This window comes from Arthrobacter jiangjiafuii (genome assembly GCF_018622995.1).
Classification (GTDB): Bacteria; Actinomycetota; Actinomycetes; order Actinomycetales; family Micrococcaceae; genus Arthrobacter_B; species Arthrobacter_B jiangjiafuii.
This window is the reverse complement of sequence record NZ_CP076022.1, coordinates 2,000,170-2,017,145: the sequence shown is the minus strand read 5'-3', so window position 1 is coordinate 2,017,145 and position 16,976 is coordinate 2,000,170. Positions and strand designations below refer to the sequence as shown.

Sequence of the window (16,976 nt, the reverse complement as noted above, 5' to 3'; positions counted from 1 at the left end):
CGGAGGATGATATCCGCAGGCGCACCAGGGCCGCCGTGGGGACCCTGGACCCGGTCCGGATGGCTGACCTGATCCACGGCGGACATGAGACGCAGCAGGCTCTTCGGCAGCGAGGACTACTCCGGTCTCAGCGGCGTGTACTGACGGTCACGGTGAATTTGGGGTTCCGGGCGACCTCCCGGGTGGGGCCGACCAGCCGGTTGAGTGCCGGCTTGTACATGAGGTGGCTGTTCCAAACGGTCCAGAGTTCTCCGCCGGGCCGCAGCACGCGGCCGGCGTCAGCGAAGAGTTTCAGCGCAATCCCGGCGTGCACTGTGGCGCCGATGTGGAACGGCGGATTGAGCACGATAAGGTCCTCGGAACGCTCGGGGAGCCAGCTCAGCCCGTCGGCCCGGGTCACCACCGCCCGTTCCGACACCCCGTTGGCGTAGAGGGTCTTGGCGGTGGACCGCACAGCGGCCTCCGACTGGTCCGACGCCATGATCTGCAGGTCCGGCCGGGTCAAGGCCAGATAGGCCGCGATGGTGCCGGTGCCGCAGCCAAGATCCACGGCGCGTTCCGCGTCCCGTGCGCCGGACAGGTGGGGGAGCAGGAACCGGGTGCCGGGGTCCAAGGCCGAACCGCCGAAGGCCGCGCCGTAGGCCCAGAGTTCCAGCGGTGCCGCCAAACCGACGTCGTGCCGTTCGCACACCGGAAAGCGGCGGGGTCCACGCGCCTCCGCAGGCAGGGGAGCCGAAACGGTGAGGACCCGGGACTTCTGCCGGGCCAGCCCCGCCGTGACGGAGCCGAAGTACCGTCCCAGGACGCCGTTCATGGCCGTGGTCATGTGCTTGAGCCGGCCGCCGGCGAACACCATGACATCGGGAGCGGCATGTTCGGCCATCAGCGAGGCAATTTCCTCGAGCGCGTTCAGGGAGCGCGGCAGCCGAAGCAGCACCACCCGGGCGCCGGCCAGCAGCCGGGCGTCCAGATGGTGGTGCGCATACGCGTCTTCCAGTCCCAGGCCTGTGGCGTTGGCCTCGAGCGCCTGCTCACCGGTGAGCGGATCCTGGTGCACCCGGATGCCGCGCAGTCCGTGGCCGGCTGCAGCGCCCAGGGTCAGGGCGCCGTAGGCGTCACCGATGACGACGACGCCGCCATCCGCCGCGCCGTTTCCAGCCCGGGTGGCCGCTGTTTCCAGTTCGTGGGCGGCGGTGTCGAGCAGGAGCCGGTCAGCGGCGTCGTACGCCTGGAGGTTCTCCGCCTCCACATCGGGGCGGCGGCGCAGGCCCGTGAAGTCGAAGCCCGGGGCGGAGTCAGTCAAGGTCGATCCATTTCGTTCCGAGGGGGACCGGGTCGGAGGTTCCGGCGGTCAGGGCGGCAAGCCGGGCATGGAAGGTCTCCAGTGCGTCCGGGCGGTCCGGCAGCGCGACATTGAGTTGCACGCCGTCGGCCCCGTAGTCGGTGCCCAGCACGCTCACGCCGGCCGAGCGGAGGTCGTTCTCCAGCCGTCCCGCGGCGGAGTGCCCGGCAGGTATGCCGTACAGCTGCATCCGTCGGCGCCGGATGAGCCGGGCCGTTGCCACTGCGGAGGAGACCGACTCGGAGTATGCGCGCACCAGGCCGCCGGCACCGAGCAGGATGCCGCCGAAGTAGCGCACGGTGACGGCTGCGATGTCGCTCAGGTCGGCGGCGCCGTCGAACGTCTCACGTTTGGTCAGGGCCTCCAGCATGGGAATGCCGGCGGTTCCGGAGGGCTCGCCGTCGTCGCTGGAGCGCTGTACGCTCCGGTCCGGGCCCAGCACAAAGGCGCTGCAGTGGTGCCGGGCGTCATGAAACTCGCGGCGAAGCCCGGCCACCAGCTCGCGGGCCTGCTCCTCGGTTTCCACCCGGCGCAGGACGGTGATGAAGCGTGAGCGCTTGATCTCCAGCTCATGGCGGTGTTCGCCGGCGACGGTGGTGTAGCGTCCCGCTGTGCCCACCAGTTCATTCACCCCTCCAGTTTAGGCGGTGTGGGGCGGCGCCCTGGGCCGTCCGCACGGGCCAAGGTTCCACGGTAGCCTTGGCCCATGCTGAGAGTAGGACTGACCGGCGGAATCGCCGCGGGAAAATCGTTGGCCGCAAGCACACTGCGGGAGCTGGGGGCGCTGGTGATTGATGCCGACGCGCTGGCCCGCGAGGTGGTGGAGCCCGGCACCGAGGGGCTGGCCGCCGTCGTCGAGGCCTTTGGATCCGGAATGCTCGACGGCGAGGGCCGGCTGGACCGCCCGGCGCTGGCCGCCGTCGTCTTCGGTGATGAGGAGAAACGGAACACCCTGAACGGCATCGTCCATCCCCGGGTCCGGGCGCGGGCCGCGGAGCTGGAGCAGGCTGCGGCACCGGGGAGGATCGTCGTCCACGACATTCCTCTGCTGGTGGAGACCGGCCAGCATCGGAACTTCGACTTCGTGCTGGTGATTGACGCCCCCGAGGAGGAACGGATCCGCCGCATGGCCGCTGACCGCGGCATGAGTGAAGAAGCGGCCCGGGCACGGATTGCCGCCCAGGCCGGCGCCGAGGAGCGCGCCGCGGCTGCCGACGTCGTCCTCATCAACGACGGCGCGGCGCAACAATTGGTGGACGCGGTGCGCGAGCTGTGGGAGAGCCGGCTGGTGCCGATGAATGCCGCCAAACGGGATGCGGGGAAGTGATGGCCGTGCGGTTCCGCCGATAGCTAACCGCCGTCTCTGCGGACGTGACCTGACCGCAGTGCGGAGTAGCTTTTAATCATGAGTCTTGCGCAGGACATCAAGAGAGTTGTTGCCCCCTTCGAAGTAATCAGCGATTACTCCCCGGCAGGCGATCAGCCAACCGCCATCAAGGAACTTGCCGAGCGCATCAACGCCGGCGAAAAGGACGTGGTCCTCCTCGGTGCCACCGGTACCGGTAAGAGTGCGACGGCGGCCTGGCTGGTCGAGCAGGTCCAGCGGCCCACGCTGGTGATGGTGCAGAACAAGACCCTCGCCGCGCAGCTCGCCAACGAATTCCGTGAGCTGCTGCCCAACAACGCGGTGGAGTACTTCGTCTCGTACTACGACTACTACCAGCCCGAGGCCTACGTCCCGCAGACTGACACCTTCATCGAGAAGGACTCCTCGATTAACGAGGAAGTGGAACGCCTGCGGCACTCCGCGACCAATGCGCTGCTGACCCGGCGCGACGTCATCGTGGTGGCCACCGTTTCGTGCATTTACGGCCTGGGCACGCCGGAAGAGTACATCGAGGGCATGGTCACGCTGCGCAAGGGCCAGCAGATGAACCGCGACGACCTGCTGCGCCGGTTCGTGTCGATGCAGTACGCGCGCAACGACATGGACTTCCACCGGGGCACCTTCCGGGTGCGCGGGGACACCGTGGAGATCATCCCGATGTACGAGGAAAACGCGCTGCGCATCGAGTTCTTCGGCGACGAGATCGAGAACATCTACACCCTGCATCCGCTGACCGGAGACGTCATCCGGGACGAAGAGGAAATGTACGTCTTCCCTGCCTCGCACTATGTGGCAGGGGAAGACCGGATGCACCGGGCGATTAGGCAGATCGAGGATGAGCTGCAGGTGCGGCTGGCGGAACTGGAATCCCAGAACAAGCTGGTTGAGGCGCAGCGGTTGCGCATGCGCACCACCTACGACCTGGAAATGATGCAGCAGATGGGCTTCTGCAACGGCATCGAGAACTATTCGCGGCATATCGACGGCCGCGGACCGGGAACGGCACCGCACTGCCTGCTGGACTACTTCCCGGACGATTTCCTGCTGGTGGTGGACGAATCACACGTGACCATCCCGCAGATCGGCGCCATGTACGAGGGCGATATGTCCAGGAAGCGGACCCTGGTGGACCACGGCTTCCGGCTGCCCTCTGCCATGGATAACCGGCCGCTGAAGTGGGACGAGTTCCTGGAGCGCATCGGCCAGACGGTCTACATGTCCGCGACGCCGGGCAAGTACGAGCTCTCCAAGTCCGACGGCTACGTGGAACAGATCATCCGTCCCACCGGGCTGGTCGATCCGCAGGTGATCGTCAAGCCGTCCAAGGGCCAGATTGATGACCTGCTGGGGGAGATCCGGATCCGCACCGAGCGGAACGAACGCGTGCTGGTGACCACATTGACCAAGCGGATGGCCGAGGACCTGACCGGCTACCTGCTGGAGCACGGAATCAAGGTCGAGTACCTGCACTCCGACGTCGATACCCTGCGCCGCGTGGAGCTGCTCCGCGAACTGCGGATGGGCACCTTCGACGTGCTGGTCGGCATCAACCTGCTCCGCGAAGGCCTGGACCTGCCCGAAGTGTCGCTGGTGTCGATCCTGGACGCCGACAAGGAAGGCTTCCTGCGCTCCTCCACCTCGCTGATCCAGACCATCGGCCGTGCTGCCCGTAACGTCTCCGGCGAAGTGCACATGTACGCGGACCGGATCACCGACTCCATGGCCAAGGCCATTGACGAAACCAACCGCCGCCGCGCCATCCAGGTTGCGTACAACAAGGACCACGGCGTGGATCCGCAGCCGCTGCGCAAGAAGATCGCCGACATCACCGATTCCCTCGCCCGGGAAGACGCCGATACCAAGGCGCTGCTGGCCGAAGCGGCGGAGAAGAAGAACCGCAAGACCACCGGCAAGGGCAAGGGCGGCATCCGCAAGGACGGCCTGGCTGCCGCTCCGGCCGAGGATCTGGCCGGGCTGATTGCGTCGATGACCGAACAGATGCACGCCGCCGCGGCGGAACTGCAGTTCGAACTCGCCGCCCGGCTGCGTGATGAGGTGGGCGACCTGAAGAAGGAACTGCGCCAGATGCAGAACGCCGGGCACGCTTAAAGAGCGCGAAAACGAAGCCCGGCCCGACCCCGTGATTCGGGAGTCGGACCGGGCGCCTCGTGGATGTGAATGGTGACAGGCTTAGCGTGATACCAAAGACGGGACGAATCGGCGAAGGGCGTTCAGCGAAGATCCTTTGGACTGTGGGTCTTCGACCCGCCCGCTGCGCGGATAGAGTTTTAAAGCTTCGGCACGCTTTTGGTCGGTGAGTTTCCCTAGCTTAGTGCGTAGGGCCTCGACACCCGGCGGGATTTTATTGACAGGCGCATCGGGAGTGTCCAGGGCCCAGCCGCTGCCCAGCGAAATCAGAGAGGTGTGCTTGATGTCGTAGTACCCCTGCTTGACGCCGTAGGCGATGCCACGGGCGCCTGCTGCGGATGCCAGCAGATGAAAGTGGAAGCGGGTGGTAATCCAGACGTGATTGGACCCGAGAGGCAGTCCTTCCTCCCAGACCCTTGTGAAGGGGAGAAAGTCCTCCTCGGGGATCAGATCGGAGAGCAGGTCGTACGCCGGGCGGTCGATGCCCGGGATGGCCTCGAGATAATAGACCTTCTTTCCCTGATCCACTGCGGCCCTGATATGTACCCGTGCAGCAGCTACAATGTCGCTAAAGCGGCCTTCATCATTCATATCGCTTTGAATGCAAACAAACATGGCAGCGGGACCATTGACTGCCTTTGCCGTCTCGGCAGCCGCACCCAGGAACGCATCGTCGATGCCCAGTTGAAGCGAGTAGGCCTGGGCGCTCTCGGCATCCCGCACGCTGACATGGTCGAAGCCATCGAACAACTCAAAGGCTTCCGAAGTCGTGCCGACTAGGGGCATCAGACCTTGCCCGGTTGCGAACAGCTGTGCTCCGGTGATCTCTTTGACCGCCTTCATGCCGCTGACCAGGGCAGCATGATGAGGCCAGATACCATTCACGTAGCCCCCGCCCAAAAGGTGCAGGGATTTTGCTGTACGAAGTTTGACCAACCCCAGATCGTAATTGGGTGACCCCAGGTTGTGGACGAGGTCCGACACCCGCTTAGAGACGTCGCTCGGGACGAGGTCCCCGGCCTCCCAAATCGCGCGCCAGAGAGTGTTGGTAATTCGCAGGCGCGGGTGCAGGTTCTCAAATAGCAATTGCGCAACGCCGGGCTGTGGGCAATCGAGCCAGACATCAGTGTCCGGAGCGGTCTCCGCGAGGAAGCGAAGCCAAGAGGCAGTTATGAATTCGTCGCCGAAATTTGGGTAACCGGCCGTTGCAACCAAATAGTGGGATGGGGTGTCCATACCGTCAGACTATCGGAACTTCCGTGCCGAGCGGGTTCAAACTCGCCAGGCCGCACGAGTGGTGCAGTGTGACCGGGAAGAGTCTGTAGGGACTACCTGCCGACCCTTCCCGGCCCTGTTGTACCATCGCGGCTACGGCTTTGCTGGGGCGCCGGGGCACTGCCGGGACCCCTCGGCTGCCGCTCCAATCACAACGACGTGAAGGAACGCGATGAAGACACGTGCAGCTGTTTTATGGGAAGCACCCGGAAAATGGACAGTCCAGGAAGTCGATCTGGATGAACCGGGCCCAACAGAAGTCCTGGTGGAAATGGTGGCCACCGGGCTCTGCCATTCCGATGACCATTTTGGCACCGGTGATCTGCAGATTGGCATGACACCAATGGTGGGCGGCCATGAAGGGGCCGGAGTTGTCCGGAAGGTCGGGACCGAGGTCCATGACCTGGCGGAGGGCGACCATATTGTCACGGCCTTCATCCCTGCCTGCGGGAAGTGCCGCTGGTGCGCGATGGGAATGCAGAATCTCTGCGACTACGGGGCCATTATCCTCGAAGGGGCCCAGCCCACGGGCGGCTTTCGGATGCACGCTGACGGAACGGACGTCGGCACAGTCAGCACACTGGGCACCTTTGCCCAGTGGCAGGTCTATGACCAGATGTCAGTGGTGAAGATCGATCCAGAGGTTCCGTTGGACGTTGCCTGCCTGGTGGCCTGCGGTGTTGCCACAGGCTTCGGCTCGGCCACGAACGCCGCAGCGGTCCGCGCCGGGGACGTGGTGCTGGTCGTCGGTGCCGGCGGCATTGGCATGAACGCCGTCCAGGGCGCTGCGCTCTCAGGTGCTGCCCATGTGGTGGTGGTGGACCCAGCGCCGGCCAAGAAGGACTTCGCCCCGCAGTTCGGTGCCACCGAGGTGTTTACAGACTTCGACGAGGCTGATGCCTTCGTCAAGAGCATCACCAACGGACAGGGAGCCGACTCGGCGATCATTTGTATCGGCGTGGTGTCGGGCGCAGACATCGGGCGGGCGTACGGTGCCATCCGCAAAGGCGGAACCGTCGTCGTTACCGGCATCGGCAAGGACACCGACGACGGGATTCCCGGCATCAATGCCTTCACGCTGGCCATGTTCCAAAAGCGCATCCAGGGTGCCCTCTACGGCATGGCGTCCCCGCGCGAGGCAATGCCCATGCTCCTGCGCCTCTACCAGTCCGGCAAGCTGAAGCTCGAGGAACTGATCACCCGGCGCTACTCACTCGACGAGATCAACGAGGCCTACGACGATATGCGTGAAGGCATCAATATCCGCGGAATCATCGAGTTCAACAGGTCCTGAATCCGTTCCGGATCTGGCTTGGTGACAGCCCCGGGGAGGTGTGGGCGGCGGCCGATAGGGTGAGCAGATGCTGTCCATCCTCATCACTCCGCCGCCGGCTTCTCCGCCGGACATTGCCTCCACCGCGGGCAGCTACGCCCAATGGTGGGAGGTTCTCGGCGCCCTGGGGCCGCTGGCCGTCCTGATGGCCGCGGTCCTGACTTTTATCATTGGTTGGAAGACCCTGGACCAGCGCCGCAGGGCGGATCAGCGGTCCGAATGGTGGAACCGCGCCCAGTGGGCTATCGAGGCGTCTATGTCGGATGATCCCCGGCGGCAGGAAACCGGACTGGGAGTACTGGACCTGCTGGCGCAGAGCGATCTGGCCGGAGAGGAAGAAACCGCTATCATCAGCATTGCCTGGGCGCGCCCGCTGACGGCTCTAATGGACTCCAACGCTGAGATGGGCCAGAATGAAACCACTAGTACACCCGGATCGGAGGAAGCTGACGATGAGCACAGCAGCACTGCCGCTGGCACACGGAGGTAAGTCCGCCGCCAGGGCCGAGAAGGACACCCGGGACAGGGACCGCGAACGGGTGCAGATCCGGGCTGCACGGCTTCGGCTGACCACTGACCGGAAACTCGGAAAGACTACTCCGGACTGGGTTGTGGAGCTCGCCAGAAAGCCGCTGTAGCCGAAGGGCGGAGGAACGAACCCGTCCAGCTGGTTTTGACTTTTCGCCGCTGCCGACCACGGCGGCTGATGTAGAACGCCGGTTTCGACGCCGGTCGTGGGGGACAGAGTGTTACAGGGTAGCCGTCAGGAACCGGCCGTTCGGCGTACCGGGGTCGTTTCTCCGGCGATCCATGTAGACCAGACACTGGTTTTCGACTTTGACTCCTTGGAGCAGAAATCCCTGGACCCGGCGGTGGATCCCGGGAATGGCCCCGCGGGACGGCTGCCCTTCGCTGGAGTGCTCCGTGCTGCCGACATCCTCAGTCAGCGGATCCTCCTGCTCGACGTGCAGGTTCTCGACGGTGCGTTGTTCCTGACCCTGGGCCCTGATGGCATCCGGAATATTCTGGCCCGCACCGATTCCCTGGACGGGGTCCTCGCGGTGGCCTCTCGGAAGCCGACCCTCGCGGAAAGCCTGCGATCCATTCTGCTCGGGAGCGATCTGGACAGGACTGTCCTGGCGCGCTTTGAATTCTCCGCGCTTACCGCGTTCTGCGTGCAGCCGCTTCCGCTGGCGGACCGGCTCCAACTCCGCGACAGTGAGAGACTGCGGAACTGCCCGCCGGAGGAGGTGGCCAGAACGGTGGCCGCGGAGCTCCAGGCTGCCGCGGAGTCGGATAACCCGGCGCACCAGGTCCATGAACCCACCGGGCCCTTCGCCCAATTGGAACTGGCGTGGTCGGCTTGGATCGACGAGGTGGATTCGGGCCGCCTGAGCCTGAAGGAATGGGACGGTGGCTTCGACCTCGCCGCGGCCTTGGAGCGGCGGGTCGTCCCGTCCGGGCTGGCCACCGCAGGGGATCCGGCGGTTGACGCTGCTGTGGCTTTCCTGTCGAGAAGTGTCTACCGGACCGAGGCTTTGGCCTATCTCAGCGATCATGCCGCAGCACTCAACGACCGGGAGCAGCTGCTGCGCGATTGGTGGATGAACGCCTACTTTGATGCGCTGGCCGCCATGCATGGCACCAACTGGCTGCGGTTCAGCCCGGATCCGGGCACCCAGGACTCCTTGCCGCCCAGGCGGTTTGGGTCTCGGCGCCGGGCAATGGGACGGAACGGTGCGACCATCCAGTTCCAGGGCAGTCTAGTGAGCACCCTGCATGAAATGCAGCCTCCCGTGTACGCGCTCCTGCGGCACCAGGCCAGGGCGGCCATCCGCGAATGGCAGCGCAGTCCGAGCCAGAAGTCCTCTGATGAACTTGCCTACGCGGTGGCCCGGGCGGACGCAGTAATCAGCCGCAGGCAGGCCCGCCGCACCGTGCGGACGAGGGTGCTGCTGACACTCTTCCCGGTGCTGGTGGGTACGCTGGCGTCAAACATCACTGCAGGCCTGGTATCCGCAGTTGCCGCAGTACTGCTGGGGGTTCCCCTGGCTGAGTTCCTTGAACTGCGTGAGAGCGGCAGGAAGAAAATGCGGGCACACATCCATTTCCCGGCGGTGCCGCGGTGAACATGGAAGGCGCAGGGCCCGAGTTGGCCTACGCATGGGACGGACCTCCGCGGCTGGAGCTTTGGACGCAGCAGGTCTCCCATAACGGCAGGTCGTGGCGGCAGCACCGCCTGGTCGCTGACAACGGGACACCGGGCGTGGTGGTTGTGGGAGTCCACGGGGGCCGCTTCGCCATGGTTGAACACTGGCGCCCTGCCGCCGGCCGCAGCTTCCTCGAGTTCCCGCGCGGTTTCGGCACGCCGGGAGCGGGACCCGGACGGGATGCCGCTGAGCGGGTGCTGGAGGACGCCGCACGCGAACTGCGCGAGGAGACCGGGCTGGCGGGAACCCACTTCAGGTTACTGGGCCAGGTCTGGGCTGACACGTCGCTGCTGGCCGGTTCTGCATCGGTGGTCACCGCCGATCTCTGCCCGGCTGACACCTTAGGGCCGCTGGACGGCGAGATTGACGGCCTGCGGTGGGTCGACGTCGAGGAGTTCCCGAGGCTGATGGCTTCCGGGGAGATTGCCGACGCACTCACCCTTGCCGCGCATGCCCATTGGCTGGCCGCCCGCTGACTGGCTCTGCGTCCGGGGGAGGTAGGGTCGGCTAGGCCGTTGACTCCTGCTCCGGTCCGCCCCGCACCATCCCCAGCAGCCGGGTAAAGATACCCTCGCCGTCGTCGGCAATGCCGTCATGGTGGAAGTCGGCGCTTTCCCAGACCTGCAGGCCCTTCACTGCCCCCGCCGTTTCCAGGGACAGGTCCCGGTCCACGTAAATGTCATCGGTGTAGACGGCTGCGGCGACCGGCACGGTGTTCCGGGCCAGCTGCCCGACGTCGTACAGGGCCGGCCAGTCCGCCTTGGCCGCCAGCAGTTCCGCGGTTTCCTTCAGCGGGACCAGCGCGGGATCTTCCTCGAAATACCAGGGGTAGACCATTTCACCGGTGTACAGCGGCTCGGCCGCCGTGGGCTCGAACTCCGGGAACTCCGCCAGAACCCGCTCCGCTGCCCAGTTCGTCGCTTCGCCCTGGCCGTAGATGGACTCGTGGATCAGCGCGTACAGCGGGTTGGAGGCCCGGCTGACCAAGGAGTGGACCTGCTCCAGGAAGGAATCCGAGAGCCGGTCGCCGTGGGGCGTGGGAACGAAGGCGTCCTCCAGCAGATGGTGCAGGCCATCCATCCGGGTGTTCCCGCCCAGGAACGAGCCGGCCATCTGGAACCGGCGGACGGTCAGCCGCTCACCGGAGGGCAGGAACTCCGGGACGGCCTCCAGATGCCGGGCAATGCGCGTGGTCGCTTCCCGATCCTGCGGATACTTGGCGAAGTATTCGGCGTTACGCGCGGCGACACGGCGGAAGGTTGCGCGGTAGACGCGGTCCGCCGGCCCGGTCAACGGAGCCAGTCCGCCGGTGATGAGCGATTCGCGCAGCCCATGCGGAGCAAAGGACAGATACGTCAACGTGCAGAAGCCGCCGTAGCTTTGCCCGTAGGTCGTCCATGGACCGGACCCCAGAGTCTCACGGATGAGTTCCGCATCGGCCACGATTGAATCCGCCCGGAAGCGGCTCAGGTACTCCGCCTGCGCCGCGGCATCGCCCCGCAGGGCCAGAGTCTGCCGGGTGGCCGGGGTGGAGAGACCGGTGCCGCGCTGGTCCAGCATCAGGATGCGGAAGTGCTTGGAGGCTGCCTTGGTCCAGCCGCCGAACTGCAGCAACCGGTTGCCCCGGCCTCCGGGTCCGCCCTGCAGGTACAACAGCCAGGGCAGCTGCTCCGCTTCAGCCTGCGGCAGCTCCGCGTCGCTGTATTCGCGGGCAAACACGGTGATGCTCTCGCCATCGGGCTCGGCGTGGTCCAGGGGAACCGTGAAGCGGTGGTCCGTGACCCGCATGCCGCGGACGTCATAGGGCGCCGAAGCGGTGTGTGGGATGCTCATGCCGGCTGTTCCGATTCCGATGCTGCAGCCGCCGTGCCGCCGAAGGACTCCAGCGCCTCACCGGTGAGCCGGTAGGTGGTCCATTCGTCCTGCGGCACGGCGCCGAGGGAATCGTAGAAACGGATGGAGGGTTCATTCCAGTTCAGCACGCACCATTCCACCCGGGCGTACCCGCGCTCGACGGCGATCGCGGCCAGAGTGCGCAGCAGGGCCTTGCCGGCACCCTTGCCCCGGGTCTCCGGGCGGACGTAGAGGTCCTCCAGGTAGATCCCATGGACGCTCTCCCATGTGGAGTAGTTCAGGAACCAGAGGGCGAAGCCCTGCACCGTCCCCTGTTCCACAGCCACGTGGGCGAAGATGGCCGGGTGCTCCCCGAAGAGGTTCTTCTCCAACGCCTCGACCGTGTTCTTGACGGCGTGCGGCTCTTTTTCGTAGATCGCCAGGTCATGGATCAGCTCAAGGATGACCGGGACATCTTCAGGGCGGGCGGGGCGGATTTCCATGCTGCCCAGCCTAGTCGAGCCGGCCTGCGTGGATCACCTTGATGACGGGGTAGCCGGCCTCGTCGGAGGCGGCGAGGTCCACCTCGGCGTTGATGCCCCAGTCCAGATGGTTGGCCGGATCCTTGAAGATCTGCCGGACCTCCCATTTGCCCGGGACCTCCTTGATGATCAGCAGGTTCGGGCCGCGGCCGTCGGGGCCGTCGTCGATGTCCTCGTGCTCTTCAAAGTAGGCGTCCAGGACGTCGGCCCACCGGTCGGCGTCCCAGCCGTTGCCGCCGTCGAGCTCTCCCAGCGCCTTGTCATCCTCGTCGGCGAAGAGCTTCACGCGGGAGAACATCTCGTTGCGGACCATGACGCGGAAAGCACGGACGTTGGCGGTGAGCTTGTCCGGCACCGGCGGCAGGACGGGCTCGGCTGTGGCATCGGGGTTGATGCCGTTGGTCAGCTCTTCCCATTCGTCCAGCAGCGAGGAGTCGGTCTGGCGGACGAGTTCGCCGAGCCACTCGATGATGTCCTCGAGGTCCTCGCGCAGCCGCTCCGGCGGAACGGTGTGCAGCAGCGCCTTGTAGGTGTCCGAGAGGTAGCGCAGCAGCACGCCTTCGGAGCGGGCCAGCGAGTAGAACTGCACGTACTCGCCAAAACTCATGGCGCGCTCGTACATGTCCCGCACGATCGACTTGGGGCTGAGCTCAAACTCGCCCAGCCACGGCGCACCGGAACGGTACACCTCGAAGGACTGTTCCAGCAGCTCAGCCAGCGGCTGCGGATAGGTGACTTCCTCCAGCAGGGCCATCCGCTCGTCGTACTCGATGCCCTGGGACTTCATCGCCGCGATCGCCTCGCCGCGTGCCTTCTTCTCCTGGGCGGAGAGGACCTGCCGCGGCTTTTCCATGATCGCCTCGATCACCGACACCACGTCCAGGGCGTAGGACGGGCTCTCCGGGTCCAGGATCTCCAGGGAGGCCATGGCAAACGGGGACAGCGGCTGGTTCAGGGCAAAGTTGGGCTGCAGGTGCACCTTCAGGCGCACGGTACGGCCGTCGACGTCGGGCTCCGGCAGGACCTCCACGATCCCGGCGGTCTTCAGCTCGCGGTAGATGCTCAGCGCCTTTTTCATCAGGGCCAGCTGCGAGGAGCGGGTCTCATGGTTGTGCGTGAGCAGCTTCTTGGCCGCGGCAAACGGATCACCCGGACGCTCCAGCAGGTTCAGCAGCATCGAGTGGGTGATGTTGAAGCTGGAGGTCAGCGGCTCAGGAGTGCCGTCCACCAGCTTCTCGAAAGTGGGCTTGCCCCAGGACACGAATCCGGCCTGCGGCTTCTTCTTCACCACCTGGCGCAGCTTCTTCTGGTCGTCGCCGAACTTGGCGTGCGCCTTGGCCATCGCCTTGACGTTTTCGATCACGTGTTCCGGTGCCTGCACGACGACGGTGCCCGCCGTGTCGTAGCCGGCGCGGCCGGCGCGGCCTGCGATCTGGTGGAACTCGCGGACCTTCAGCGGCCGGGTGCGCACGCCGTCGTACTTGGACAGGGCGGTGATCAGCACGGTGCGGATGGGCACGTTGATGCCCACGCCCAGGGTGTCGGTGCCGCAGATGACCTTGAGCAGTCCGGCCTGTGCCAACTGCTCCACCAGACGGCGGTACTTGGGCAGCATGCCGGCGTGGTGCACGCCGATGCCGTGCCGGACCAGCCGGTTCAGGGTCTTGCCGAAGCCGGGGGCGAAGCGGAAGCCGGCGATCAGCTCACCGATCTTGTCCTTTTCCTCGCGGGTGCAGACGTTGATGCTCATCAGGGCCTGGGCCCGGTCTATCGCCTCGATCTGGGAGAAGTGCACCACGTAGACCGGCACCTGCTTGGTGGCCAGCAGCTCCTCCAGGGATTCCTGGACCGGGGTCTCCACGTAGTAGTAGTGCAGGGGAATGGGCCGCTGTACCGAGGAGACCGTCACGGTGTCCCGGTTGGTCAGCTCGCTGAGTTCGTTGGCGATCCGGGTCATGTCGCCCAGGGTGGCGGACATCAGCAGGAACTGCGCCTGCGGCAGCTCCAGCAGGGGCACCTGCCAGGCCCAGCCGCGCTGCGGATCGGAGTAGAAGTGAAACTCGTCCATGATGACGGTGCCCAGGTCTGCGTCCGGACCTTCGCGCAGGGCAATGTTCGCCAGGATCTCCGCGGTGCAGCAAATGATCGGGGCGTCCTTGTTCACCGAGGAGTCGCCGGTGACCATGCCGACGTTTTCGGCGCCGAAGATCTCGCACAGGGCGAAGAACTTCTCCGAGACCAGCGCCTTGATGGGCGCGGTGTAGTAGCTGCGCTCGTCGTGCGCCATGGCGTGGAAGTGCGCGGCGATGGCAACCATCGATTTGCCGGAACCCGTGGGCGTGGCGAGGATGACGTTGTTGCCGGTCACCAGCTCCATCACCGCTTCATCCTGCGCCGGGTACAGCGACATGCCCCGGCTCTCGACCCATTCCAGGAAGGATGTGTAGGTCTCGTCGGGGTCGACGGTGCGGGTGCTGGACGGGCCGGAGGCAAGCTGTTCAAGAAGTTTCATGTCCATACCAGACTATCGGGCGTGGCTATGCCCCATGGACCGTCGCTTGGGCCGCCCCTTGGATCGGCTACGAGAAGTGACGCACCTGCGCCCATGCGGCATGACCCCGGATGAAGGGCATGCAGCTGCCGGTGGGACCGCTTTGCTAGGCTCGGCGGCATGAAATGGGACCCCCGGAAGTACACACAGTTCTCCTCGCACCGTGACCGGCCGTTTTTTGACCTCACGGCCCGCATCGCAGCAGACGCGCCCCGCCGGGTGGTCGACCTGGGCTGTGGACCGGGAACCCTGACCGCGGCGCTCGCCGCCCGCTGGCCCGGCGCGCAGGTGACCGGCGTCGACTCCTCGCAGGACATGGTGGACCAGGCACAGGCGCTGGATCAGGCACCGGACAACCTGGACTTTGTCCAGGCGGGCATCGAGGAGTGGGAGCCGCAGCCCGGAACGGACGTGGTGGTCTCCAACGCCGCGCTGCAGTGGGTGCCGGGACACCAGGACCTGATGCGCCGCTGGGCCAAGCAGCTCGACGCCGGTGCCTGGCTGGCGGTCCAGGTTCCGGGAAACTTCGGGGCGCCCTCGCATGCCCTGATGCGGGAGCTGGCCGCGAGCGCGCCATGGAAGCACAAGCTCGACGGCGTCCTGCGGCACGGCGACGCTGTCGACGAACCGGAGGACTACCTCGGCCTGCTCACGGAAACCGGCTTCGAGGCCGACGTCTGGGAGACCAGCTACTCCCAGGTCCTGCACGGTGAGGACCCGGTGCTGGAGTGGGTGCGCGGCACGGCGCTCCGCCCGGTCATTGCCGCCCTGGAGCCGGAAGACTTTTCCCGGTTTGAGGCGCAGTACGCGCACCAGTTGCGCGCGGCGTACCCGGCCCGTTCCTGGGGCACCGTGTTTCCTTTCCGCCGCATCTTTATGGTGGGGCGGAAGCTGGGTTAGCCCTTCCGGTAGGACCGGCGTGCCGCCCGCATCAGCGGAGTGCCGAGGGTCTCGATCTGCCGGTTGGCCTGGGCCCGGGTTCCGCGGCCTCCACGCTCCGCATGCCGGGCCAGATACAGGGCTCCGCCCAGGCCTGTAAGGAGGAAGCCCGTGAGCAGGGCTGTCGGGTCCAGCGACGGCAATTGGCTGGCAGCGGCCAGAATCGCCAGGACCGGAATCACCGGCCCCAGCGGCAGCCGTGCTCCATCGCCGGGCCATTTGCGCAGGCCCAGCACTGCGGCGGCAACGCTGACGATGATCATCGCGATGATCGCGGCCACGTTGGCGATCGACACAACGAAGGTGGTGTCGTTGAGGAAAACCAGGATGACCGTGATGATGCCCAATAGGAGCACGCTCACATAGGGATGGCCGCTGCGGGTGTGCCGCCCCAGCGCCGGCGGGACGTCACCGCGGCCCACCAGCCGCAGCATGATCTCGGAGGCGCCGAGCACATTGGCGTTGGCACCGGAGAAGGTGGAGAGGCAGGCGGCAACGGCAATCAGCGGGCCGCCCCAGGAACCCATAACGGTCTCTGCTGCCTGGGAGACTCCGGTGGCGGTGAAGACGGTGATGCCGCTGGCCATCATGGCCAGGACTGTTCCGAGGTAGATGAGACCGGAGACCAGCAGCGTCAGCAGGATTGCGCGGGGAACGGTCTTGCGGGGGTTCTTCACCGAACCGGCCATGTTTGTAATGACGTTGAAGCCGGTGTAGGCCGTGAAGAGCAGCGCAGCCGCTGAGAAGACCCCGCCGGTGCCCTGCGGCAACGGACGCTCCAACTGTTCAGGTTTCAGTTCGGTGAGGCCCCAGACCGCAAAGAGGACAAGCAGGACGAGCTTGATGCCCACCACCGATGTTTCCGCCTTCGCCACCAGCGCCGTCGGGCCCAGGTTCAGCGCGGTGACCAGGACGGTTGCCGCCAGGGCCAGCACCAGCGTCCCGGCAGCCGGCAGGAAGTACTCGTGGAGGTAATCTCCGAACGAATCCACCAAGTAGGCGATGATCGTGGCGCCGTTGAGATAGAACGCCCACATCACCACGAAGCGCCAGAACGGGCTCAGGATGGTGCCGACGGGGCCATACCCGGACTCGCCGTCCTGCGCACGGGTGGACACTACGATGAACGACAGCGCGCAAAGGCACATCACCAGCCCGGCAATGACATAGCTCAGGACCGCCCCGGACCCGGCCAGATTCACGGCAGTGCCGGAGAGGGTGAAAACACCGCCTCCCACCGTAGTCCCCACACCGAAGGCCACGCACGAGAGGAGCCCGATCTGCGGTTTACGCGGAGACTCCGGGGACGAAGAAGCCGCGGACGGTAAGTTTTCCACAGCTGCACGCTTTCATCCGGTTCCTTTTGGGCCTGAACTTGGAGCCTAGGGGCGCTCGCCGGAGCCGGTCAATGGGACA

15 protein-coding genes are annotated in these 16,976 nt (G+C 65.7%); 8 read left to right on the top strand and 7 right to left on the bottom strand.

Annotation, left to right across the window (positions count from 1 at the left end):
* Positions 1-127 precede the first annotated feature (127 nt).
* Positions 128-1,303, bottom strand: coding sequence for a class I SAM-dependent methyltransferase (locus tag KKR91_RS09510; RefSeq protein WP_210228990.1), 1,176 nt, complete (start codon positions 1,301-1,303; stop codon positions 128-130).
* A complete protein-coding gene (locus KKR91_RS09505; RefSeq protein ID WP_210228989.1) occupies positions 1,296-1,973 on the bottom strand; it encodes an IMPACT family protein in 678 nt (225 codons plus the stop codon). The genes KKR91_RS09510 and KKR91_RS09505 overlap by 8 nt, the downstream gene beginning before the upstream one ends.
* A 75-nt stretch (positions 1,974-2,048) precedes the next feature.
* Between KKR91_RS09505 and coaE the strand changes: the two genes are divergently transcribed.
* Both coaE and uvrB read left to right on the top strand, forming a co-directional pair.
* The gene (gene coaE, locus KKR91_RS09500; RefSeq protein WP_210228986.1) at positions 2,049-2,669 is read left to right on the top strand and encodes a dephospho-CoA kinase; all 621 of its coding nucleotides are present in this window, start codon (positions 2,049-2,051) and stop codon (positions 2,667-2,669) included.
* Positions 2,670-2,747: 78 nt separating this feature from the next.
* Complete coding sequence (gene uvrB / locus KKR91_RS09495) at positions 2,748-4,838, top strand: excinuclease ABC subunit UvrB (RefSeq protein WP_210228984.1); 2,091 nt, start codon at positions 2,748-2,750, stop codon at positions 4,836-4,838.
* Positions 4,839-4,919: 81 nt separating this feature from the next.
* Here the strand turns inward: uvrB and KKR91_RS09490 are convergent, their stop codons facing one another.
* Complete coding sequence (locus KKR91_RS09490) at positions 4,920-6,113, bottom strand: polysaccharide pyruvyl transferase family protein (RefSeq protein WP_210228982.1); 1,194 nt, start codon at positions 6,111-6,113, stop codon at positions 4,920-4,922.
* A 211-nt stretch (positions 6,114-6,324) separates the two neighbouring features.
* Between KKR91_RS09490 and KKR91_RS09485 the strand changes: the two genes are divergently transcribed.
* The 5 genes from KKR91_RS09485 (at position 6,325) to KKR91_RS09465 (ending at position 10,171) form a co-directional block, all read left to right on the top strand.
* Entirely contained in the window at positions 6,325-7,446 is a 1,122-nt protein-coding gene (locus tag KKR91_RS09485) for an NDMA-dependent alcohol dehydrogenase (RefSeq protein ID WP_210228980.1), read from the top strand.
* A gap of 67 nt (positions 7,447-7,513) precedes the next feature.
* Positions 7,514-7,975, top strand: coding sequence for a hypothetical protein (locus tag KKR91_RS09480; protein ID WP_210228978.1), 462 nt, complete (start codon positions 7,514-7,516; stop codon positions 7,973-7,975).
* Complete coding sequence (locus tag KKR91_RS09475) at positions 7,938-8,123, top strand: hypothetical protein (RefSeq protein ID WP_210228977.1); 186 nt, start codon at positions 7,938-7,940, stop codon at positions 8,121-8,123. The genes KKR91_RS09480 and KKR91_RS09475 overlap by 38 nt, the downstream gene beginning before the upstream one ends.
* Before the next feature lie 207 nt (positions 8,124-8,330).
* Entirely contained in the window at positions 8,331-9,614 is a 1,284-nt protein-coding gene (locus tag KKR91_RS09470) for a hypothetical protein (protein ID WP_210228975.1), read from the top strand.
* 2 nt (positions 9,615-9,616) lie between these two features.
* Positions 9,617-10,171 carry an NUDIX hydrolase gene (locus KKR91_RS09465; RefSeq protein ID WP_237687610.1) on the top strand — a complete coding sequence of 185 codons (555 nt, stop codon included), beginning with the start codon at positions 9,617-9,619 and terminating at the stop codon, positions 10,169-10,171.
* 31 nt (positions 10,172-10,202) lie between these two features.
* On the opposite strand, the gene KKR91_RS09460 is transcribed toward KKR91_RS09465, so the two are convergent.
* From KKR91_RS09460 to KKR91_RS09450, 3 genes are read right to left on the bottom strand one after another with little or no spacing between them, the layout of a single operon-like run.
* A complete protein-coding gene (locus tag KKR91_RS09460) occupies positions 10,203-11,528 on the bottom strand; it encodes an alpha/beta fold hydrolase (protein ID WP_210228971.1) in 1,326 nt (441 codons plus the stop codon).
* On the bottom strand, positions 11,525-12,031 hold the full coding sequence (locus KKR91_RS09455; RefSeq protein ID WP_210228969.1) for a GNAT family N-acetyltransferase: 507 nt from the start codon (positions 12,029-12,031) through the stop codon (positions 11,525-11,527). The genes KKR91_RS09460 and KKR91_RS09455 overlap by 4 nt, the downstream gene beginning before the upstream one ends.
* A gap of 10 nt (positions 12,032-12,041) precedes the next feature.
* Positions 12,042-14,582: a DEAD/DEAH box helicase gene (locus tag KKR91_RS09450; protein WP_210228967.1), complete on the bottom strand. Its 2,541-nt coding sequence runs from the start codon at positions 14,580-14,582 to the stop codon at positions 12,042-12,044.
* 159 nt (positions 14,583-14,741) lie between these two features.
* Between KKR91_RS09450 and KKR91_RS09445 the strand changes: the two genes are divergently transcribed.
* Positions 14,742-15,521, top strand: coding sequence for a trans-aconitate 2-methyltransferase (locus tag KKR91_RS09445; protein ID WP_210228965.1), 780 nt, complete (start codon positions 14,742-14,744; stop codon positions 15,519-15,521).
* Here the strand turns inward: KKR91_RS09445 and KKR91_RS09440 are convergent.
* Positions 15,518-16,897 carry an APC family permease gene (locus KKR91_RS09440; RefSeq protein WP_210228963.1) on the bottom strand — a complete coding sequence of 460 codons (1,380 nt, stop codon included), beginning with the start codon at positions 16,895-16,897 and terminating at the stop codon, positions 15,518-15,520. The two genes, KKR91_RS09445 and KKR91_RS09440, sit on opposite strands and share 4 nt — an antisense overlap.
* Positions 16,898-16,976 lie beyond the last annotated feature (79 nt).